We start from the raw sequence: 22,879 nt of genomic DNA, 5'->3' as shown, positions 1-22,879 counted from the left end.
CAAATGACGAGGAAGAATACAACGACAAACCCTTGGGCCAAGTTCCATGGTCCGAACCTTGGTTATGTTATTGAACAGTATGATCTTTACGTAACTGGAGCAGGTTCTGTTGATCCGGAATTACAAGAGCTTTTTGAAATTTTTGGAGCTCCTTCGTTTCAAGATGATGTCGTAACAGGGGACAACACAGCAACACATTTTTCTCCTCAAAACACAGGGAACATTGAAAAAATTCTTAAAGTCGTTCAACTTGTTGAGCAGATTCGTTCTTTCGGGCATACGTTGGCTCACATCAACCCGATGGAAGATGCTGCAAATGGACAATCTCTTCTTGAGAAAGCAATGAACGAACTGAGCGATGCTGATTTGAAAGCGATTCCAGCGAAAACAGTATGGCAAGATGCACCAGAAGGTATTCACACTGCACTTGATGTAATTCATAGATTAAAAGACGTTTATACAAAATCTTTAGCTTATGAATTTTCTCATATACAAGATAGTGAAGAACGCGCGTGGTTGCATCAAATGGTGGAATCAAATTCATTGCGTCAACCACTATCAAATAAAAAACGAACTGCTCTTTTAAAACGTTTAACAGCTGTTGAAGGTTTCGAGCAATTCTTGCATAAAACATTCGTTGGGCAAAAGCGTTTCTCTATCGAGGGCGTTGATATGCTTGTACCTGTTCTAGATGAAATTGTTCTAGAAGGTGCCAAGGGCGGCGTAGAAAATGTCATGATTGGTATGGCACACCGCGGTCGTCTAAGCGTACTTGCACACGTATTAGAAAAACCATATAGTCACATGTTTGCTGAGTTCAAACATGCAAAAATAGAAGGCGCAGTGGCAAATGCTGGATGGACTGGCGACGTAAAATACCACTTAGGTAGAGAACAAGTCGTTAGTAATGAAGAAGTTAGCACTCGCGTTACATTAGCAAATAACCCAAGTCATCTTGAGTTCGTTAATCCTGTAGTAGAAGGTTTCGCACGTGCGGCTCAAGAAAACCGTAAAAAATCTGGTCTTCCAGAACAAGATACGTCAAAGTCATTCGTAATTTTAGTTCATGGTGATGCTGCATTCCCTGGTCAAGGTATTGTGTCTGAGACACTCAACTTAAGCAGATTGAACGCGTACCAAACGGGCGGAACAATTCATGTTATCGCAAACAATGCAGTTGGTTTTACAACTGATAGCTATGATTCTCGTTCTACGAAATATTCAAGTGACCTTGCAAAAGGTTTTGATATTCCGATTGTTCACGTGAACGCTGATGATCCGGAAGCTTGTCTTGCTGCTGCTAACCTTGCGATTCAATATCGCATGTTGTTCAAAAAAGACTTCTTGATTGATTTAATTGGTTACCGACGCTATGGCCATAACGAAATGGATGACCCAGCGGTTACGCAACCACAAGTGTACAAAAAAATTAAAAACCACCCTACTGTAAGAGCAATTTATGCAGATCAATTACAAGCTGATGGTGTTCTAAATGCAGATGAGGTTGAAACAGTTACACAGTTTATACAAGAGCAATTAAAATCTGACTATGCACAACTACCACCAGCTGATACGAGCGATGCAACAATTCACGTTAAAGTGCCAGATGTTGTTGCACAAGGCATTCAGCCAATCGATACTGGTGTTGAGATTGACTCACTTCGTGCAATTAATGCAGGCTTATTATCTTGGCCTGAAGGATTTAACGTATATCCGAAAGTGAAGAAAATTCTTGAGCGCCGTAAAGATGCTCTTGAAGAGAACGGTAAAATTGAATGGGCACTTGCTGAGTCATTAGCATTCGCTTCTATTTTACAAGAAGGTACGCCAATTCGTTTAACTGGTCAAGATTCACAGCGTGGTACATTTGCGCATCGTCATATCGTATTACACGATACTGATACAAATGAAACATATTCACCATTACATCGCTTACCAAACATTAATGCTTCATTCTCTGTTCATAACAGTCCGTTATCAGAGGCTGCTGTTGTTGGTTATGAATATGGTTATAACGTATTCGCTCCAGAAACTCTTGTTATGTGGGAAGCGCAATATGGTGACTTCTCAAATACTGCGCAAGCATTATTTGATCAATATGTTTCAGCAGGAAGAGCAAAATGGGGTCAAAAATCAGGTTTAGTCCTTCTATTACCACACGGTTATGAAGGTCAAGGGCCAGAGCACTCTAGTGCACGTCCAGAGCGTTTCTTACAGTTAGCTGCTGAAAACAACTGGACAGTTGCAAACTTAACGAGCGCGGCTCAATACTTCCATATCTTACGTCGTCAAGCATCTATCTTAGGAACAGAAGCCGTTCGACCATTAGTACTTATGACGCCGAAGAGCTTATTACGTCACCCACTTACGCTTTCAACTGCTAGTCAGTTAAGCGAAGGACGTTTCCAACCTGCTTTAGAGCAAGAAAACCTTGGCATGAAACCAAACAAAGTAAAACGCCTTGTTTTAAGCACAGGTAAAATGGCGATTGACTTAGCAGCAGAAATCGAGTCTGGTAAACATGAATACAACTTAGATGAAGTTCATGTCGTTCGTATTGAACAGTTGTATCCATTCCCTGCTGAGAAAGTTCAATCTATTATTAAACGCTTTAAAAACTTAGAAGAAATCATTTGGGTTCAAGAAGAACCTCGTAATATGGGTGCATGGCATTACATGGCTCCAATTCTGTTCGAACTAGCTGGAGATAAAGTGAAAACAGGTTACATTGGACGCCCGGATCGTTCTAGCCCATCTGGTGGCGATCCATTCGCTCACAAAGCTGAGCAAGAACTAATTGTTGCACACGCTTTAGATGTGAAGTACAACTTCCGTCAAGATAAACAAGAAATTGAAGTTTTCAGCAACTGAAAGTAACAACGAATTTCATTAGCTCAACTTGGGCAGAATATCTGCCCAAGTCGAGCTAATACATGGAGATTACCGAAGATTAAAGAAGAAAAACACACCGTTAGGCAAATAAGGGGAGGACATTTAAAATGATCGAAATTAAAGTACCTGAGCTTGCAGAATCTATTACAGAAGGAACTATTTCACAATGGCTTATCAACGTAGGTGACAAAGTTGAGAAAGGCGGCAGCGTTGTTGAGCTTGAAACTGATAAAGTCAATGTAGAAATCATTGCAGAAGATTCAGGTATTGTATCGAAGTTACTAGGCGAACCTGGGGATACAGTTGAAGTTGGCGCAACTATCGCAATTTTAGATGCAAACGGAGCACCAGTTGCAGTAAGTACACCTGCACCACCTGCTGAGCAACCAAAACAAGAAACTACTGAAGCACCGAAAGCAGAAGCTCCAAGTGCTGAACAAAATAAAGCGTTGCAAGGTTTACCAAATACAAATCGTCCTATCGCATCACCAGCTGCTCGCAAAATGGCTCGTGAATTAGGAATTGACTTAAACGACGTGCGCAGCACAGATCCACTTGGACGTGTGAGACCACATGATGTACAAGCTCACGCTGCAGCGCCAAAAGAAGCACCAGCTGCTCCAAAAAGTCCAGCTCCTGCTCCAGTTGCAAAAACTGAATTCGAAAAACCAGTTGAGCGTGTGAAAATGTCCCGCCGCCGTCAAACAATTGCAAAACGTCTTGTAGAAGTTCAACAAACATCTGCAATGTTAACAACATTTAACGAAGTTGATATGAGTGCGATCATGGAATTACGTAAAGAACGCAAAGATGCTTTCGAGAAAAAACATGATGTGCGTCTTGGCTTTATGTCATTCTTCACAAAAGCAGTTGTTGCAGCATTAAAACAATTCCCATTATTAAATGCTGAAATTCAAGGCGATGAGCTTATCATTAAAAAATTCTATGATATCGGTATTGCAGTAGCAGCTCCAGATGGATTAGTTGTTCCAGTTGTACGTGATGCTAACCAATTGAACTTCGCTGAAATTGAAAGCGAGATTCGTAATTTAGGTCTAAAAGCACGTGATAACAAACTTTCATTAAAAGAGCTACAAGGTGGTACATTTACAATTACAAACGGTGGTGTATTCGGTTCTCTAATGTCTACGCCAATCCTAAATAGCCCACAAGTAGGTATTCTAGGAATGCATAAAATCCAAGTACGTCCAGTTGCGATTGATAACGAGCGTATGGAAAACCGTCCGATGATGTACCTTGCACTATCTTACGATCACCGTATTGTTGATGGTAAAGAAGCAGTTAGCTTCCTTGTTGCTGTTAAAGATATGCTTGAAGATCCAAAATCATTATTATTAGAAGGTTGATAGATTATTAATCTATTAAAGGCTGTAGAATGAATCATTCTACAGCCTTTTTTTATTGTGTTCATACGGGACAAATCACATGGCATAAGCTAATAATGTATGCTTAAAACGTAAGGAGGATTAAAATGAGTAACCTTCCAGCTCATGCAAAACTTAAAGCAAATAAGGATACTTTCTTCCTCCCCGACTCAAACGGGGGTGTCTATTTTCGAAATAACGCCAGTTCATTCCGCATGGACGGTGATGGGATTTATAACTGGATTGAAAAATTAATGCCTATGTTTAACGGTAATTATTCTTTAGCAGAAATAACCGATGGTCTCCCTCTCCCCTATCAAAATCGTGTATTTGAAATTGGAGAGATTTTATATGAAAATGGTTTCGCCCGTGATGTAAGTCAAGATGCTCCTCATGAATTAAACAGTACGTTACTCGACAGGTACGCTTCTCAAATTGAATTTTTAGAAGCCGATTCTCATTCAGGTGCTTTAAAATTCGAGACGTACCGTGCGGCAAATGTCCTTATAATTGGTTCTGGGGATATGCTTACTTCCTTAGTTTCTTCTTTACTAGAATCCGGATTACCTAAATTTCATTATCTTGTCACAGATTATGCGGAAACAAATTACGATCGAATTCATGAGCTAGTAGAACGTGCATATGAACTTGATGACAATGTATTTATTCAAGAAATAGATACTACAACGGATCGTCCCCTGCATGAAGTATTCGAGCCTTTCGACTGGATTTTATACGTTTCTCAAAATGGAGATATTGAAAGTTTAAGAGCAATACATGCTATTTGTAGAGATGAGGGGAAAAATTTCATACCAGCTATTTGCTTATCAAGAATCGGTTTAGCTGGCCCCGTCGTAATAGCAGATCGTGAAGAATGCTGGGAATCCGCATGGCATCGTCTACACGAAACTACTTTACAAAATGAAAATCCGCCCGAGCCTTTCTCACCAATCACATCTGCAATATTAGCAAATGTTATCGTTTTTGAATTATTTAAACATGTCGCTGACGATTTAAACCGGCAGCATAATCCTCAATTCTTTTTATTAAACTTTGAAACACTTGAAGGAAAGTGGCACCCTTTTATAAAGCATCTTCTCGCAACCGATGAAATCTTTACAATTGATACGGTGCAAAATCTTCAAGAAAACCTTGCCCATCGTTCTGGACAATATACTTCAACTGAACTTTTTCGTTTTTTTGATACATTAACTTCTAAAGAAGCTGGTATATTCCACATATGGGATGAACAAGATTTACACCAACTACCTTTATCACAATGCTATATTCAAGTTGCAAATCCATTATCAGACGGACCTACCTCTCCCCTTCCTGCTATAACTTGTGGTGGTTTAACTCATAATGAAGCACGCCGCGAAGCTGGTTTAACAGGAGTTGAAACGTATGTAGCTGAAATGATTCATCGTCTTATCCCCGAACATACTGATATCGGTATTGGTGCTGGGGAAACGATGACAGAAGGTGTATACCGTGCACTGCAAAAACATTTAAATAATAAGTTGTGTGAACGCCAATCACATATGCTAGAAGAGGTTACAGAGCTTGATTTAACCGAAATTCATGATAAACATTGTAGGTTTTACTACGATGCTCTCTCTACAATTCATGACATACCTAAAGTGGGAATGAGTGAGGAGTTACTTGGTTTTCCTGTCATTTGGATCGGTATAAATGATAGATGGTACGGTGCGGCAAATATTAATATAACATTGGCATTAAGAAACGCTCTGCAACAAGCACTCCTTCATATTCAAAATGAAGAGCTTCCTTATAAAGCTAACGTTTTGCCAGAATCATCCATTGTTTTATATAGTACGGATTCTGTTAGAGTAGCAATACAAGAAGAGGAAGAAATTCCAGGCGTACAGTCTTTACAAGCTGCCTTACAAAATTTAGCGGAAAATAATTTTTATCCATTCGTTTTTGATTTAGCTATTGAATCATTTTTAAGAGACAACTTAGACGGTGTATACGGGGTATTAATTGCAAAGGAGGACGGTCTATGATTCAAAATATATTACTTACAGGAGATGGCCTACTTGCAGACTATGTACACGATCAATTATGCAAACAGTATTCCATCATTCGCCAACATACAATTACAGAAGAAATCCCTGAAAATATTCACCTCGCTCTCGTATTACATGACGGCTCTCCTTCTACTATTCATCATGATGCTGAGCTGACATTTCGTTCGAACCATATTCCGTGGCTTCGTGCATTTACTTCATTTGGTGAAGGTGTTATTGGTCCTTTCATTCCTCCTCTTGCAACAGGATGTACCCATTGTGCCGATGGACGACGCTTTATCGCTGGATTTGATCAAAAAGAAATGTGGGAACTACAGCGGAAATATGCGTTAAAAGCGGATACCGAGACGAGGCGTGATGTACGTGCGACTCAAAATGGGATGTTACAAATGTGCCAGCTCATTCATGCTGAAACGGAAAAAATATTAGCTCACGGACATTCTTCTTTAGAAAATGAACTCATTTTACTAAACTTACAAACCCTGCAATGTACGCGGCATTCTTTCCTTCCAGACCCTCTCTGTCCTGTATGTAGTAATTTACCTGATGATACTGCGGATGCGGCAGAAATTTCTTTACAACCGAGCTTAAAAACAAGTACTGAAACGTATCGCTGTCGTTCTATTCATGAGCTAAACACATTTTTAACGAGAGACTATTTAGATTACCGGACTGGTATTTTGAATGGAAAAATGCAGCATTCTTTATTGCCATTTGCTGACGTCATTATAAACATGCCGTTAATATTCGGAAATGAAGGTGTTGCAGGCCGAACTCATTCATTTGTACTGAGTGAGGCAACTGCTATTTTAGAAGGTTTAGAACGATATTGCGGTATGTCACCTCGCGGGAAAAAGACAAATGTGCATGGTAGTTTTCATGATTTAGAGGATCATGCACTAAATCCCCTCACACTCGGTGTGCATACAAATGAACATTATAATCGTGATAGTTTTCCGTTTAAACCATTTGATCCTGATTATGAACAAAACTGGGTATGGGGATATTCTTTATCACAAAAACGGCCACTTTTAGTTCCAGAATCAATCGCCTATTATAGCCTTGGTCATAGAGATGCTTTTGTGTATGAAACATCAAATGGATGTGCGATTGGTGGTAGTTTAGAAGAGGCCATTTTTCATGGCATATTAGAAATCGTAGAGCGCGATGCTTTTTTACTCACATGGTATGCAGAATTACCTCTTCCTCGTCTTGATCTTAGTTCAGCAAATGATACAGAATTACAATTAATGATCCAGCGGTTACACACGATTACGGGGTATGAATTATACGCTTTTAACGCGACGATGGAACATGGCATCCCGAGCTTATGGGTCATTGCAAAAAATACGCGTGAAAATGGAATGAACGTTGTTTGTGCGGGAGGCGCTCATTTAGACCCAATCCGAGCTCTAAAGAGTGCAATTCATGAAATAGCTGGCATGTTACTAATAACAGACGATGAGCTCCAGCAAAAAAGAGAGTATTACGAAAACTGCTTACAAGATTCTTATCTCGTTAATAAAATGGAAGACCATAGTATGCTGTACGGATTGAAAGAAGCGGAAGAACGTCTTCACTTCCTTTTACGTGAAGATGCTCCGGTGCAAACGTTTCAAGAAATGAGGGCATTACAATCATTTGATATGGATTTAACATCTGATCTTCATCAACTTTTAAACAGGTTACATCAATCTGGACTTAAAGTAATCGTTGTAGATCAAACCGTTCCTCTCATAGAAAAGAACGGATTACATTGTGTAAAAGTATTAATTCCAGGCATGCTTCCAATGACATTCGGACATCATCTCACTCGGGTTACAGGACTGGATAGAGTGTATACCGTACCAATGACACTTGGATATATGGCTGAGCCTTTAACGAATGAACAATTAAATCCACACCCACACCCGTTTCCATAGTAAAGGAGGGGATTTCATGCAGCTGGATGCTTTTTTACATCATCTCCATTTCTCTATTGATGAAATTATGCCGAATCATGAGGTAGACTGGGACGACGCACCACTTCCTTATAAATTATATCGAAATTTACCAGTCATCCCTCTCTCTTTAGAAATCCCATTAACTTTGCGGAACTCTTCTACTAAACCTAACTTAGAGGAAATCGGGCATTATCTTTGGTACTCATTTGGTTTAACACAATTATGTCAACCTACTACTAGCCTAGAAAATAATAAAACAACGACTCTATTTCGAAGATTCATCCCTTCCGGGGGTGCTTTATATCCAAATGAATTATATATGTATTTAAAAATTGATCATTATCCAGACGGCATTTACCATTATGACGCCGCGCATCACCGTCTTATCTTACTTCGCGAGGGAAATTTCGATTCTTATCTTACAGAAGCACTCGGCAATCGTTGTAACATACATTCTTGTTTTGGCACAGTATTCGTATCCACTATGTTTTGGAAAAATTTCTTTAAATACAATAATTTTTCATACCGGCTTCAAGGGTTAGATAGTGGTGTTCTAATCGGGCATCTACTTGAATGTGCAAAACAATTCGGTTACACAAATGGAGTATATTTTCAGTTTCTAGACCGAGCAATGAATCATTTACTTGGACTGTCTGAAGGCGAGGAAAATGTGTATGGTATTATTCCTCTAAGTACAGAACCGCATAAAGATTGGTTTCATAATGATTACCGTGAAAATACAACTGTTACTTCTCATGACTTGTTGCAGCAAATCCCACCGTTAACACATGAGCATTTCGTTCGCTCAAAGCATGTAGATGAATATCCGATGATAACAAAAGTTAACGCAGCTTCTATGATTGAATCGACAGAACACTTCCAAACATTAACTCAAAAAAATCGACAGCAATACAGTGCACACGCTGTACAGCTACCTAAAATAGAACGTTTATCCTATGATTTCTTACATCTTTGTAAAAAGCGATATTCACCTGATGCTGACTTTACTTTAACAAAATGGGATACTCGTTCACTTGCTACTTTATTACAAGAAGCGAGCCTCGCATTCCCTTATTACAACGATCTTGATGGCAATTCTTTAAATGAAAACGCACGAGTCTCATTATATGGATGTTTTTATAACGTAACAGGTATTGAAAACGGTGCTTATTCTTATAACAGTAAAACGCATTCCATACAACCACTTCGATATGGAGACCTTCGTTATCCCCTTCAATCAAGTATGACGATGGATAACGTGAATCTTTTTCAAGTACCGCTTTGCCTGCATGTAGTCGGAAATAAAGATTACTATACACATACATTAGGCTATAGAGGATATCGTATTCACCAAATGGAAGCTGGTATACTCGTTCATAGACTTGTTTTAGCTGCGACCGCTATGGGAATGGGTGGTCATCCTTTACTTAGTTTTGATACAAATTCATGCGATCAATTGTACGGGATTGATACTGGAAATGAAACGTCTCTCATTCAAATTCCAGTTGGGGCGTATCGGGCGCGTAATTGGTTAAAAGGGTATTTGTATAATTAGAAGCACGCCGGTTGATGGCGTGCTTTTTTTAGAGGAGTTAAATTATTAAAAGCGAAATGAGTATATATTCTTACATAAAAGGAGCGTTTAAATTGGGCTTTACAAAAAATACATATACGTGAAGATGCAGTTATTTTAGATATTGGTTGTGGGGGTGGTAAAGCAATACATACGCTTTCTAGACTAACTCCGTTTGGGAAAATATATGGAATTGATTACTCCGATCAAGCTGTGAAAGATTCTATACATACGAATATGAAAGATGTACAAATACAAAAAGTAACTGTTCAAAAAGCAAGCGTCTCTTCTATTCCACATCATGCGAATTGCTTCGATCTCATTACCGCCTTTCAAACCCACTACTTCTGGCCTGACGTTAAACACGATATAAAAGAAGTATTTCGCATATTAAAACCGAATGGATCCTTTTTATTAGTGGCCGAAACTTTCAAAGTTCAATATCATATGGATGAATTTAAAACGACAGAATCATTAGTAAATCTCTTTTATAAAACAGGGTTTACAAGTGTGAAATATTATGAAGAAAGAGGTTGCCTTTGTGTAATAGGGAATAAGTAAAAAGCAGACCCTTTTAGGTCTGCCTTTTTCACTAGATTAATTTAAAGATACTCTTAATTTGTCTTGCAAATAACCAGTTTTTCGTACCGTAGTTATCATTTAGACTGTCTAAATCGATAGATTGTCCGTTAGCAAACTTTAATTCTAAAGTTGTATTTTTGTCATTTGTTTTTAGATTGCTATTTGTAATGTCATCATACTTTAGTTTCTCAATTTCAACATACTCTTCTTTTTCTTGTCCGATAACAACATGATCTTGGAAGAAGAACAATACTTCTACTTTCTTACCGAAACAAAATACATTTTTCGTATAAATTAATGTCGCGTTATCAAGTCCGACACATACTTCTTTCATTTCTTCCACAACGTGTCCAAAGTCTTCTTCATTTCTTGCGTTTGATTCAGCAATCCATTCTTCGATTGTTTTCATGTTAATTGCCATGTTGTACCCCCTGGTTCGTTCATTGCTTTGTTAAAAAATAAATACTATATGACAATATAAGCGATAAGTACTATGTTTTCAAGGGTGAACGGTATATTCGAAATAAAGTGAAACTTTAATCAGCCTGACTCCCACAAATAGCGGGATAAAGTTGAATTTCAGAGTAATATATCAGGGGCACCTATTTAATTATATTTTAAACGTCTGAACGAGGCATTCTTCATCATCAATTAGCTGTGTTCGCTCGTCAAATTCAATTTTCAGCTCTCTATATACTTTTTTCCAAAAAGAAACAGCTGGTATATTTTTTGTAAGTTCAATAACGAAATATTGTCCTCGTTTCTCTTCTAGTAAATTTTCAATAACCTTCTTTCCGATTCCTTTTCCCTTATATTGATTCAATATGAAAATATCATTAATACCAAAGTCGTTTTCTTTCTTCAAAAATGGACGTTCCAATAGTAATAAAAATCCTACACTACTATGATCAACTTTTATAAAATACGGAGTGATTCCATCATTTTCCCAAAACATATGCAAATCTTCGTATTCAAAAAAACCATCCGCTCCAATCGTTATATTAGTAGTGAACTTAGAGAGGTCATGTAGATATAGTGAATATAAATTACGTAAAATCATTTTTTCTGATTCTTGAACTTTTTGAAGTGCCACAACCATTTTTACAGATCCCCTTCCTTATATGTAACTATTCCCCAAACCTCTTTATTCGACAAAAACGATTACTCCCCTTTAACGAAAAAATAGCACTTAAAAAAGTGCTATTCCGCTCTCCTTGCCGCTTGTTGAATTGGATCCCAAACGCTGTTATATGGTGGTGCGTAACTTAAGTCGACATCTTCTAAATCGTGAATACTCATGTTATTGAAAAGTGCCATCGCAATCACATCAATTCGCTTATCTACACCTTCTTCTCCAATTACTTGACCGCCTAACAATTGTTTCGTATCGGCGTGATATAGTAATTTCAAGTAAAGTGGTTTGGCACTTGGGTAATAACCAGCCATATTTGTTGAATCTACTTTTACCGTCTTATACGGGATGTTTAGCCCTTTCGCTTCTTTTTCATTTAAGCCTGTTCTTGCGAGCGTCAGATTCATAAATTTAATAATCCCTGTACCTAACGTACCTTTAAATACTCTTCGTTTATCAACCATATTGAGTCCGGCAAGTCGCCCTTGTTTATTTGCAGTCGTTCCAAGCGGGATATGATCATGAATTTCCTTTATAACATGATAATGTGTAGCGCAATCACCAGCAGCATATACGTCTTGCACATTCGTTTGCATATAGGCATTTATTTCAATTGCACCTTTATGATTTTTACGTATATTTGTCCCATCAAGAAAATCAGTATTTGGCTGTACACCGACAGATACTAGAACGAGATCTGCTTTATACGTCCCTTTATCCGTCTCCAGTTGTTCTACTCTTGCTTTTCCTTTAAACGCTTTTACATTCTCATTTGTTAAAATTTCAATATTATGTTTGTCTGCTTCTTTATGTATATATTCCGCCATGTCGGCATCATAAATTGTGCCAATATGATCGTTTCGCTCAATCATTCTTACTTTCTTGCCAAGTTCTACAAATGTTTCTGCCATCTCTAGACCAATTGCACCGCCGCCAATAATTGTCACATCTTCAATTTTATTCGTTTTAAGTGTACTTAATATGCGCTCAGCGTCCGGAATTGTTTTTAAAAGATGAACACCTTGTAAATCTTTACCTTCCCAATCCGGCATAACAGGACGCACCCCGGTCGCAATTAATAAACGGTCATACGAAAATTCAAATACATCTTTCGTCTTCGTATGTACTGCATACACAATTTTCTTTTCCGTATCCACTTTTGTTACTTCATGACGTACTTTCGCATCAATTCCGTATTTATCACGAAATGTCTTCACATTCCGCGCAATTAATTTTTCAGTTGAAGCAATCGCACCGCTAATTACATAAGGTAATCCGCACTGAGCGTATGAATAGATTTCACCTTTTTCTAACGTCACAACATTCGCCGATTTATCGTTTCTAACAATTTGCATTGCTGCACTCATACCAGCTGCATCTCCGCCAATAATGACATAGTTCACTTTACCACTCCTTCTTTTTATATACTCTTTACGATTTCCATATTTTACAGAAATAACACCTACTTAAATTGTAGAGAAAAAGAATTTAATCTACAAATGTGGTGCACAAAACTATACTTTAATAGGTAACCGTCGTGTCTTATAAACAAGAAATTTAATATGCTATAACAGTTACTATTGAAAGTAGGTGAAATATACATGTGCGCAGGCCTTCTCGCCCAGCTTCCAGAGGAACCGCAAGAACCGAAAGCCGCCATATCGCTTGACCAAGAATTTTCCATTAACGCAACACTTTATAGTGCTCGCGCTTGGTTATCTAATGATGAGACTTTCGCACAAACTATTTGGAAAGGCTCTCGCTTCGCTTCAGCATCATTCGCTGGCAAGTCCATCTTACCAATCGGTACTGTTAAAATTTTAAACTTATCTGATGATACAATAACAGTTACTGCATCATCAGAATCAGATGATGCCCTCAAAATAGTCGTACCGCCTCGCTCTGAAGGTGTTTTAACATCTAGTGCATTATCTGATGTGCAAGCTAGTACATCAGGAGGAGCAAGTAAAGTCACATTCCTCTTTCACATCTTTTTCTCAAGGGATCCTGGTCCAGCTAAACAACCATAGAAAAGGTACAGTAATATACACTGTACCTTTTTCACGTACTCTATTCTCTTGATTTAATCAGTTCAACATTATAAGATTCCACACTCGTTAACGTTCCCGTAAAATACGGATTCTCTCTATACCAAGACTGTTTTGAAAAATATGCTTGCATATCTTTCGTTTGAAAAATATGTCCATGCCTTGCGTATATTTCATTTCTAGCAATTTTCAACTGTTCTTTCGATAAATATGTTAAGTCCGCACTCGTTAATTTTCGAATATCACTATCAGGGAAGATGAAACCATTATATACATAATGAGTAGTAGGCGGCGGAGTAACATTGTAAACAACTGTTTTTTCTATGCTTTTCTTTTGGAATGGAAGATTATAAGCTGACAGTGCCGTTACCGTTTCTACCTTGGTCGTTTCCCTTCCGTTTTCTCCATTTCGTTCTAAATAAATCACCGCACTTCCATCAGTCGCTACTGGTCCCCACGTAATTTCTTCTCCCGCTAGCGCTGTAACCGGCTTTTGATTCACGTACAATGTTGCACCAGGCGCATTCGTTTGAACTGTAATATATTGCCCTTGCAACGTTAAATCTACCGTTACATTATTTTGACTTTGTTTTATAAGTACAACCTTTTCCTCTCGTGATAGTTTTACATAGTCATTTTTATATTCCGCTTGAAACACTTGAGTCCCTGGAAGAAACGGTCCATATTGCTTCTCAAACTTTTTGTCATTTGTCTTATCAATTTCTTTTCCGTTCATTTTTAAAGATGTACCTTTTTCATTTGAAAGCAGAGTCGTATAATACGTCTTCGCTTTCAATTTATACCGATCAAATATAAAGAAATACTTCCCGTCTTTCGTTAAAGAAAAATCTGTTCTTTCTATTCCATCCCCTTGTTTTTCACCTTGCCTCAAATATTCTTTCAATTCATTCACGTAAGATGGATTTTCTTTTATATATGAAAATAGAGGCGTTACACTCTCTCTTGTGACAATAACGGCTGGATCATCTGCCGTGGTGATCTCAGCTAATTTCTCCCCGTCCCTCTCTTGTAAAATAGTAATCATTCGGTCTACTTGTGCGGTCTGCTTATAATACGATGATCCATACAAATACAATCCAACAATTACTATAACAAGTAATGTTAAGAGTGTAATGCCAACTTTTGTACCACCGCTCATTTTCTTCTTTACTACAAGACTTTCCCTCTTCATCCCGCAGTTTTGGCAAAATTGCACTCCGTCTTCATACTGAACTCCGCACTTAGTACATACATTCATCCATTCAACCACCTTTTCCTTAGAAGCCCGTAAATCCTCCAGTAATAGTTTGAATTATCGTATTAATGTAAGACCAAAGTACAATCCACGTTGCGATTCCGATTAAAACATTTGCGATCAGAAGAGTGTAAACAGGATCTAATCCACCGCTATCTAGTTTTAATATAGCTACGATGATACTAATTGACATATACGTTGTAGCCACCCCTAATAATATCGGTAGAAAGAAGATCAATAGGAAACTAAACAGAAAAGAAAGAACTAATATAGCAATAGCCGGAGTCGCTATCGTTCCCCATATACCGAATACTTCAAGAAACGAAAAAGAAGATTTCATCATCTTACCACTTACAAAAATAATAAATCCGACAAATAACGTTAAAATTAATAAAAAGAAAAAGATTTTTACAGATTCTCCAAAGAAAGTAGGAGTAGTTATATCTGGTACTAACGTTCTCGTAACAGCTGCCGTTGCGCTCATCATTCTATAAAAAATACATGCTCCTAAAAAACAAATAAGAACAAGACTTACAATTCCATTTCGCACTTCAATATTGCCATTTTTCATAATCGCTGTCGGTGCTTTTAAAGCATGTGTAAAAAACTGAAAATAGCCACTCGCAAATCGTTTCGCTTGCTCTACCGTTTCATTCGGGCGAGTTTCCTTTACTTGTGCTACGCGCGCTTGTCGCTCCCCTTCTTCCTGTGCACCACTTGCCATCACTTCTTCCGTTAACGAATGTCCACAATTCCCGCAAAACTTTGCTTCCGCTGCATTTTCTGTATGACACGCCGGACATTTCATTCTCTCATCCCTCCTTAAGCATATACCTTATAGGGTGTTACAAATTCAATATATGACTTTGTACATAAAACATGACTACAAGAAAAAGAATATGAAATCCTTCTTTTAAACGAAACTATGTGTGCTAGTAATATAGAAAAATAATGTTATTATGAAACAGAGCAAATAACATTTTTAAAAGATTGGATGAAGACAGTGGAATTTGTAAACTCGATTTTTCAAACACTCCTTACAAGCGTGATCCAATTATTCTCTTTAATTGGTGTCATCATTGTAATTGGATTTATATTAGGTTATTTAGAATCTCTCACACGAATGTATTGGTCGAGAGCTTTTGGTAGGAAAGGCTTCCTTTTAACTGCGTGGATTGGTGTCCCTATTCATGAACTTGGACATGCAATTATGTGTATACTATTTCGTCATAAAATTGTAGCAACGCAGTTCTTCCCGACAGATACAAGTCAAGGAGCTTTAGGTTACGTACAACATCAATACAATCAAAAAAGTATATATCAACGAATCGGTAATTTCTTTATCGGTATCGGCCCTATTATTTCTGGTATTACTACCTTAATACTTTTAATGCGCTATTTCGTACCAGGGTCATATTCTTTATTTAATACGACTCTCGAAACAACTGTTGCATCGGCTTCTATTAACTTAGACATGATCCAAAACATGCTACTATCGACGTTTGTATTATTGAAAAGCTTATTTACAATAAGCAATTTATTGAATCCTTCATTTTGGTTATTTTTATTTATCGCCATTTGTATTTCCGCACATATCGCTTTAAGTAAACCAGATATAAAAGGATCAATAGACGGTGTCATCGTCATGTTTATCATTTTATTTTTATTCAATATAATAGCAGGACTTTTTCAGTATGATAGTAACCAACTAATCGGCAAAATGATGAAATATAATATGTATCTCATTGCATTTTCTAGTGTGGCCCTGCTTTTCTCTAGTATTTCTACACTTGTGAGTTTTGGGTTTTATAAAATGAGAAGAGGGCGTTCGTTGTGAACTCCCTCTTCTTATTAGTTATTTTTCTTATAACTATAATTCTCAACCGGAACACGAGCATGCCCTTCTTCATCTGTACACCATGATTGCGACTGAAAGGCAAGGAAAATACCTACCCACTCTTCCCTCTTCTCAAAATGAATAAGTAGTCCACCGTCTTGCCATATGCCGTCATCACCTTGCCATTTCTCTACATTTCCTTGATTCATATGAATATCATGTACACCATTTCCAGGTGTAAAGTGGAAATACGAATCCGGAACCTTTTTTTCTGGTCCCCATCTTTCGCCAAACGCGTAAATAATTGCTTTTTCCTCTATCGCTCGTTTTATATAATGTTCTATTTTCTCATTCAAATCATTATCAGATCCCGTTTTTTCAGCAGGTAAAGGAATCATTTGCTTCGAATCAAATAAATTACCTCTTACATAATCTAAAGCGACTTTTGGTTCATTGTTTTTCACTTCCGTAAAACCAAACGGTAATGTCGGTAATATATGAATCGCCTCTGACCTAATATTATTACTCGCAAAATATAAAACTTCTGACGGATAACTTTGCGACTTTACGTTAATTGCAATACGATAGTCTACTCCTGCCTCGCCTTGTAAATGAACTTGATAATGAGGTGTTTTCCCTTTTCCAGTCTTTGATTGTATAACTGTACCTTTTAATACACCATAGTTTTTTAAGGGCATACCTTTCATCTCCTATTCATTTAGTAGAAGCTTTTCATATTTAAAACATTATCCAATTATAAAAAAAATCCTCCTACGTTAGGAGGATTTTTCACTTTATCAACACATACCAAATAATTACCTCCACCACTACAAGCAACACCGCACCAAAGATCATTAATGTCGTTTTCTTTAATAGTTCATTTTCACGATGAGGTATATCACATAAATAAGCACCGAGTGTAATACGTGATGGACAAGCGATCGTCGCTACTGATGATGCGGTGTTTTGAAGCGTTGTGACGTATTGCCACGGGAGTGCTACATTTTGCGCTGTTTGCATTTGTAGTTTTATAAACATTGCATTTGATCCTGCGTTACTACCGGTTAAAAAACCGCCAATTCCTCCAATGAAAGGAGCAGCGAAAACGAAAAACGTACCAAATGTTTCACCAGCTGTCTTTGCGAGTAATGAATGCATGCCAGATGCACCCATTAGCTCTGAAATCGCAATGAACATCGTTGTTGTAATAGCGAAAGGAATCCATTGTTTTATCGTTTGCGAGAGTGATTGTTTAATAATATGAGGTGGAATGCGGAAGAAAATGATTGTAAACAAACAAGTCATGGCGAGCCAAAACCCTGGCGAATATAGTAGCTCTAGTTTGTAAGAATATGATTTTAAATCGAGAACTGCATATGACCTGAGCAGATCGTGTAATACAGGAACGAGGCGAGAAAGTAAAATACAAACTGTTAAAAAGATATAAGGGTTAATAATTTTTAGAATCGATACTTCTCTCTCCGTAGCCGCCGCATGCTCTGTTAGAAGTTTTTGTTCATCTTTTCCTTTTAATTTAATGATTAAAAAACCAAATGTAATGGTAACGATAGAACTTAATATTCCCGCTAGTTCAACACTTACGTATGCGTTAGAAAGATAGATTCCGAGAGAAAATAATAGAAAGAAACCAACGCCTTCCTTCCACTTTTCTATAACTGCCTGAAAGCCACCGACAACGTATAAAGAAAGGAAGATAAAGTATGCAAAAATCGGGATACTTAATAATGCTGTATTTGTGCCAAGAGTTGTGAGCGGCATGTTAATAAGCTGCGAACCGATAATCGTACCCGTTGCCATCGCGCCCCATGAACTAGCCAGCAAACCGATAAACGAGAGCAGTACAGCTTGAAATGGTTTATAGCCTAACGAAAGAAAGATCGACGCTGCGACCATAAAACCAATACCGAATCCACTTACTGATTCAATTAGTGGGCAAATACCAAAACACATAAGAAGCATTTGTAATAAGCGGTCATGTGTGACTTGTTCCAAAAATCGTGCTACTTGATCGATGTATCCCATTTTGTTCATGAGGTGAAATAAAAAAATACCGAAAAACAAAACGTATCCGACAATAAAACAAATTAACCAACCTTTAATCGTAGCGTGCACAGTTTCACTTATCCCTAATTGAAACGTTGGCGAGAGTAAAACGATTCCAACAGAAACGGCATAAGAGATTAATGAGGCTCTTAATGACGTTTGTTTAAACAAAAATAAACAAATGAAAATCATCATAATCGGGATAAGTGCCAACAATATGGCCATGTTATCATCTCTTTTCGTAAAAAATGCAATTTTTAACTATTATATAACAGATATTGTTATTTTCAATTAATTTTATAACAGATTAAAAAAAGAGCCAAACAGCTCTTTTTTTGAATCACTCCCATGTTCTTTTATCCTGAAAAACCGTCTGCTGTCCGATTATTTTTTCTAACACAACAAACACAATATAAGCACATATTACTTGCAGTACAATATTCCCAAATTTCATTAATGCAAATGAATAAATCCCCCGAAATAACTCGTTTAATAACACAATCGAAACGATACTAAATAGTTCTATACTAATCGAAAATATACATACTTCTAAAATAGATTGCTCTTGTATTCGATTTAATTGGGAAAAGATGAATACATATCCTAAAAACAGAGCCATCAACTCTATTTTCGTCATGCTAATGAGCCAAGCGTATAATGGTACAGTTAAAAGAAGATATAATAGTTTACGTCTTAGCATGCCTTCTCACCCTCTAAATTATATGTATTTTCTGTATATTTTAACATTTATTACGTAAAACAAAAAGAAGAGACTTATGCCTCTTCTTTTTGTTTTACTGCCTGTATTAACTCACATATTTCCTCTTGTTTTTCATTTTCTAACAACTCAATAACCTTACTTCCAACGACAACACCGTCGCATATTGTAATCATTTCTTCTATTTGCTCTCGTGTTGAAATACCGAATCCTGCGACTACTGGTAAGTGGACGTGTGATTTTACTTTTTCTAAGTAACTATGAATCTCATCTTTAAAGTTTTGACGTACTCCCGTTACGCCCGCTACTGTAACGGCGTAGACGAATCCTTCTGATTCACTCGTAATTTTTTCGATTCGCTCAATTGGACTCGTTACAGTAACGAGCGGAATTAAAGCTATATTCGCCTCGCGTAGAAGCGGTGCAATGATGTCTTGTTCTTCATAAGGTAAGTCCGGAACGATAATGCCATCCACACCTGCTTCAAGACAACTCTCAATGAAACGTTCCTTTCCGAATGCGAGTACTGGATTTAAATATGTCATGAGTACAAATGGAATTTTTACTTCTTTCCTTACTTCTGCTAACGCTTGAAAAATATCTTTTAATGTTACACCGCTATCTAGCGCTCGTTTCCCTGCTCTTTGAATCGTTGGGCCGTCTGCGACTGGATCTGAAAACGGGATACCAATTTCAACAATGCTTGCTCCTGCTTCATCAAGAAAACGAATTCTTTCTTTTAGTTTTTCAAGGCCACCATCTCCGCCCATTACGTACGGAATAAATGCTTTTTTGCCATTTTCAAACGCTGCTTTAATTTTTTCTACTCCCATTTTTTACACCTCTTCCATATAACGTTTTATACTCTCTACATCTTTATCACCGCGGCCGGATAAACAAATAACAAGTCCTTCGTCTTGCTTCATTTGTGGCGCTAGCTTTAAAGCGTATGCAACAGCATGTGAACTCTCTAATGCCGGGATAATACCTTCTTTTTTCGTTAATAATTGAAATGCTTCTAACGCTTCTTCATCTGTAATGGAATGATAAGAAACGCGGCCAATATCTTTTAGCAAGCTATGTTCTGGTCCAACCCCTGGGTAATCTAGTCCGGCTGAAATAGAGTGTGCTTCTTGAATTTGTCCTTCTTCATTTTGTAGAAGGTACATCATCGATCCGTGTAAAACACCGACACTTCCTTTCGTTAAAGTGGCTGCGTGCTTTTCTGTGTGAACACCTTTTCCAGCTGCTTCAACACCGTAAAGAGTAACTTCTTCATCGTGTACGAACGGATAAAACATTCCCATTGCGTTACTACCACCGCCAATACAAGCAACGACTGCTTCTGGTAATTTCCCTTCTAATGCTTCGTATTGTTTTTTCGTTTCTTTCCCAATTACACTTTGGAAATCACGGACAATTTGCGGGAATGGATGTGGTCCAAGAACTGATCCCATAATGTAGTGTGTATCGTGCACGTGTGAAACCCAGTAGCGAAGCGCCTCGTTTACCGCATCTTTTAATGTGCCGCTACCTGCCGCTACACTTTCTACTTTCGCTCCGAGTAATTCCATTCGAAACACGTTTAATTTTTGACGTCTCACATCTTCTTCTCCCATAAAGATGACGCATTCTAATCCGAGTAGGGCACATACAGTAGCGGTTGCCACCCCGTGTTGTCCTGCTCCTGTTTCAGCGACAACTTTTTTCTTGCCCATCCGTACTGCAAGAAGTGCCTGACCAATTGTATTATTAATTTTATGAGCTCCTGTATGATTCAAATCTTCACGTTTTAAATAAATTTTTGCACCGCCGCAATACTTCGTCATATTTTCAGCGAAATAAAGCGGTGTTTCTCTTCCGACGTACGTTTTTAAATAATGATTTAATTCCTTTTGAAACGCTTCATCCTGCATCGCTTTTTTATATGCTTCTTCTAGTTCTAATACAGATTGCATTAACGTTTCTGGAACGTATCGCCCTCCGTATATACCGTAGTGACCTTTTTCATCTGGATATGCGTAATTCATTTGGAACACTCCTTCGCTTTTATAATAAATTGTTTTATTTTCTTTAGATCTTTCTTTCCTTCTGTTTCTACTCCGCTACTCACATCGACCATATATGGCTGAACGGTTTGAATGGCTTCTTCTATATTAATGATGTTTAATCCGCCAGCTAATATCGTTTTCTCTCGCAATGCTTTTGGCATATGCGCGAGTAACTCCCATGAGAATGTCTTTCCATTTCCTCCGCGGAACTTTTCTTTCGGGCTATCAAATAACATATAATCTGTTTCGTATTTTTTCGCATGTTCCATATCTTGCTCTAAAGCTACTCCTACTGCTTTTATAGACGGAATTTTCAATCTTCCGATGTAATGATTGTCTTCATCCCCATGTAGTTGAACATGCGTTAACCCGCACTCATCTGCAATTTTCTGGATCACTTCTACTGATTCATTTACGAAAACACCGACCTTTAAAACGTGGGCTGGAATTTCCTCAATAATTTCTTTCGCTTGCTCTGGAGTGATTTTTCGTTTACTTTCTGCAAAAACAAATCCGAGTGCATCTGCTCCGTATTCACAAGCACGTTTTGCTGTTTCAACATCAGTGATGCCGCAAATTTTCACTTTCATATGTTCACCTTACAGTCTTCGAAAAAATTACTTATAGAAGATGATGTCATAAGCGCTTCTCCAACTAACACACCTTTTGCACCAGCTCGTTTAACGCGAGTAATATCTTCTTTTGAATGAATACCACTTTCACTAATCCAAAGCACTTTCTCCTCATTCAGTCGTTTTCCGAGCTTTTCAGTTTGGCTTAAATCTACTTCAAATGTTTTTAAATTACGGTTATTAATTCCAATAACGTGCGGATTTAATCGGGTTGCAATTTCTAATTCCTGTTCATCATGAACTTCAACAATCGCTTCTAATCCTTTTTCTAGTACGTAGTTATAAAGCTCTTTTAATTTCTCTTTTGACAATGCTGCAACGATTAATAAAATAAGATCTGCACCAGCTTCATAAGCTCTATCAATTTGAATCTTATCAATTATAAAATCTTTACATAAAAGCGGAATGTTACTTTCTGCTCTTGCCGTTTGTAAGTCATAAAACGATCCTTTAAAAAATTGACTGTCTGTTAAAACGGAAACTGCTCCTGCGCCGCATTCTTCATATGTTTTTACTTGTTTTGGTACATCAACGTGTACATTTATATCTCCTTTTGATGGTGATGCTCGCTTTACTTCTGCAATGACAGTAAATTGTTCTAAAGCTTTTACGAGTGAGTATGTTTTTCTTTTTTCATTCCCTGGTGTATATGTTTCATATAACTCCGCAACTTCTACTTTCTTTTGCTCTACAATTTTGTCTAAAATCGTCCCCAT

At 37.6% G+C, this 22,879-nt stretch carries 19 protein-coding genes and 1 pseudogene; 8 read left to right on the top strand and 12 right to left on the bottom strand.

What is annotated here, in order from left to right:
• The first annotated feature begins 3 nt into the window (after window positions 1-3).
• The 6 genes and pseudogenes from odhA to BAQ49_RS06710 all read left to right on the top strand — a co-directional run.
• On the top strand, window positions 4-2,871 hold the full coding sequence (odhA, locus tag BAQ49_RS06735) for a 2-oxoglutarate dehydrogenase E1 component (RefSeq protein ID WP_071744700.1): 2,868 nt from the start codon (window positions 4-6) through the stop codon (window positions 2,869-2,871).
• Window positions 2,872-2,999: 128 nt separating this feature from the next.
• Window positions 3,000-4,259 (top strand): 2-oxoglutarate dehydrogenase complex dihydrolipoyllysine-residue succinyltransferase, encoded by a 1,260-nt coding sequence (gene odhB, locus BAQ49_RS06730; protein ID WP_071744699.1) that lies wholly within the window; start codon window positions 3,000-3,002, stop codon window positions 4,257-4,259.
• Between the two features lie 125 nt (window positions 4,260-4,384).
• Window positions 4,385-6,304: a putative thiazole-containing bacteriocin maturation protein gene (locus BAQ49_RS06725; RefSeq protein WP_071744698.1), complete on the top strand. Its 1,920-nt coding sequence runs from the start codon at window positions 4,385-4,387 to the stop codon at window positions 6,302-6,304.
• Window positions 6,301-8,250 (top strand): TOMM precursor leader peptide-binding protein, encoded by a 1,950-nt coding sequence (locus tag BAQ49_RS06720; RefSeq protein WP_071744697.1) that lies wholly within the window; start codon window positions 6,301-6,303, stop codon window positions 8,248-8,250. The genes BAQ49_RS06725 and BAQ49_RS06720 overlap by 4 nt, the downstream gene beginning before the upstream one ends.
• 16 nt (window positions 8,251-8,266) lie before the next feature.
• On the top strand, window positions 8,267-9,826 hold the full coding sequence (locus BAQ49_RS06715) for a SagB family peptide dehydrogenase (protein ID WP_071744696.1): 1,560 nt from the start codon (window positions 8,267-8,269) through the stop codon (window positions 9,824-9,826).
• Between the two features lie 90 nt (window positions 9,827-9,916).
• Window positions 9,917-10,405, top strand: a pseudogene (locus tag BAQ49_RS06710) (class I SAM-dependent methyltransferase); the annotation flags it as partial.
• A gap of 31 nt (window positions 10,406-10,436) precedes the next feature.
• Here BAQ49_RS06710 and BAQ49_RS06705 read toward each other — a convergent pair.
• From BAQ49_RS06705 to BAQ49_RS06695, 3 genes are all read right to left on the bottom strand, one after another.
• Window positions 10,437-10,847: a DUF3908 family protein gene (locus tag BAQ49_RS06705; RefSeq protein ID WP_071744695.1), complete on the bottom strand. Its 411-nt coding sequence runs from the start codon at window positions 10,845-10,847 to the stop codon at window positions 10,437-10,439.
• Between the two features lie 189 nt (window positions 10,848-11,036).
• Window positions 11,037-11,525, bottom strand: a complete 489-nt coding sequence (locus BAQ49_RS06700; protein WP_071744694.1) for a GNAT family N-acetyltransferase — start codon at window positions 11,523-11,525, stop codon at window positions 11,037-11,039.
• A gap of 101 nt (window positions 11,526-11,626) precedes the next feature.
• Complete coding sequence (locus BAQ49_RS06695; protein WP_071744693.1) at window positions 11,627-12,961, bottom strand: FAD-dependent oxidoreductase; 1,335 nt, start codon at window positions 12,959-12,961, stop codon at window positions 11,627-11,629.
• Window positions 12,962-13,159: 198 nt separating this feature from the next.
• Here BAQ49_RS06695 and BAQ49_RS06690 point away from each other — a divergent pair, with 198 nt between their 5' ends.
• Window positions 13,160-13,588 (top strand): hypothetical protein, encoded by a 429-nt coding sequence (locus BAQ49_RS06690; protein WP_071744692.1) that lies wholly within the window; start codon window positions 13,160-13,162, stop codon window positions 13,586-13,588.
• Window positions 13,589-13,628: 40 nt separating this feature from the next.
• Here BAQ49_RS06690 and BAQ49_RS06685 read toward each other — a convergent pair whose 3' ends face one another.
• Both BAQ49_RS06685 and BAQ49_RS06680 read right to left on the bottom strand, forming a co-directional pair.
• On the bottom strand, window positions 13,629-14,864 hold the full coding sequence (locus BAQ49_RS06685; RefSeq protein ID WP_071744691.1) for a TcaA 3rd/4th domain-containing protein: 1,236 nt from the start codon (window positions 14,862-14,864) through the stop codon (window positions 13,629-13,631).
• A gap of 19 nt (window positions 14,865-14,883) precedes the next feature.
• On the bottom strand, window positions 14,884-15,669 hold the full coding sequence (locus BAQ49_RS06680; protein ID WP_071744690.1) for a zinc ribbon domain-containing protein: 786 nt from the start codon (window positions 15,667-15,669) through the stop codon (window positions 14,884-14,886).
• Window positions 15,670-15,864: 195 nt separating this feature from the next.
• Here BAQ49_RS06680 and BAQ49_RS06675 point away from each other — a divergent pair, with 195 nt between their 5' ends.
• Window positions 15,865-16,698, top strand: a complete 834-nt coding sequence (locus BAQ49_RS06675; RefSeq protein WP_071744689.1) for a hypothetical protein — start codon at window positions 15,865-15,867, stop codon at window positions 16,696-16,698.
• A 14-nt stretch (window positions 16,699-16,712) separates the two neighbouring features.
• On the opposite strand, the gene BAQ49_RS06670 is transcribed toward BAQ49_RS06675, so the two are convergent.
• From BAQ49_RS06670 to trpC, 7 genes are all read right to left on the bottom strand, one after another.
• Window positions 16,713-17,396 (bottom strand): DUF2278 family protein, encoded by a 684-nt coding sequence (locus tag BAQ49_RS06670; protein ID WP_071744688.1) that lies wholly within the window; start codon window positions 17,394-17,396, stop codon window positions 16,713-16,715.
• Window positions 17,397-17,487: 91 nt separating this feature from the next.
• Window positions 17,488-18,987, bottom strand: coding sequence for an L-lactate permease (locus BAQ49_RS06665; RefSeq protein WP_071744687.1), 1,500 nt, complete (start codon window positions 18,985-18,987; stop codon window positions 17,488-17,490).
• Between the two features lie 115 nt (window positions 18,988-19,102).
• Window positions 19,103-19,462, bottom strand: a complete 360-nt coding sequence (locus BAQ49_RS06660) for a DUF4029 domain-containing protein (RefSeq protein WP_071744686.1) — start codon at window positions 19,460-19,462, stop codon at window positions 19,103-19,105.
• 74 nt (window positions 19,463-19,536) lie between these two features.
• Window positions 19,537-20,313, bottom strand: coding sequence for a tryptophan synthase subunit alpha (gene trpA / locus BAQ49_RS06655; RefSeq protein WP_071744685.1), 777 nt, complete (start codon window positions 20,311-20,313; stop codon window positions 19,537-19,539).
• 3 nt (window positions 20,314-20,316) lie between these two features.
• Entirely contained in the window at window positions 20,317-21,510 is a 1,194-nt protein-coding gene (gene trpB / locus BAQ49_RS06650; protein ID WP_071744684.1) for a tryptophan synthase subunit beta, read from the bottom strand.
• Entirely contained in the window at window positions 21,507-22,121 is a 615-nt protein-coding gene (locus BAQ49_RS06645) for a phosphoribosylanthranilate isomerase (RefSeq protein ID WP_071744683.1), read from the bottom strand. The genes trpB and BAQ49_RS06645 overlap by 4 nt, the downstream gene beginning before the upstream one ends.
• Window positions 22,118-22,879 (bottom strand): indole-3-glycerol phosphate synthase TrpC, encoded by a 762-nt coding sequence (gene trpC, locus BAQ49_RS06640; RefSeq protein WP_071744682.1) that lies wholly within the window; start codon window positions 22,877-22,879, stop codon window positions 22,118-22,120. Before trpC ends, BAQ49_RS06645 begins: the two co-directional genes overlap by 4 nt.

Source organism: Bacillus proteolyticus, assembly GCF_001884065.1.
In the GTDB taxonomy this organism is placed as follows: domain Bacteria; phylum Bacillota; class Bacilli; order Bacillales; family Bacillaceae_G; genus Bacillus_A; species Bacillus_A proteolyticus.
Note: the sequence above shows the minus strand (reverse complement) of the source record. Positions and strands in the feature narration are given on the sequence as shown.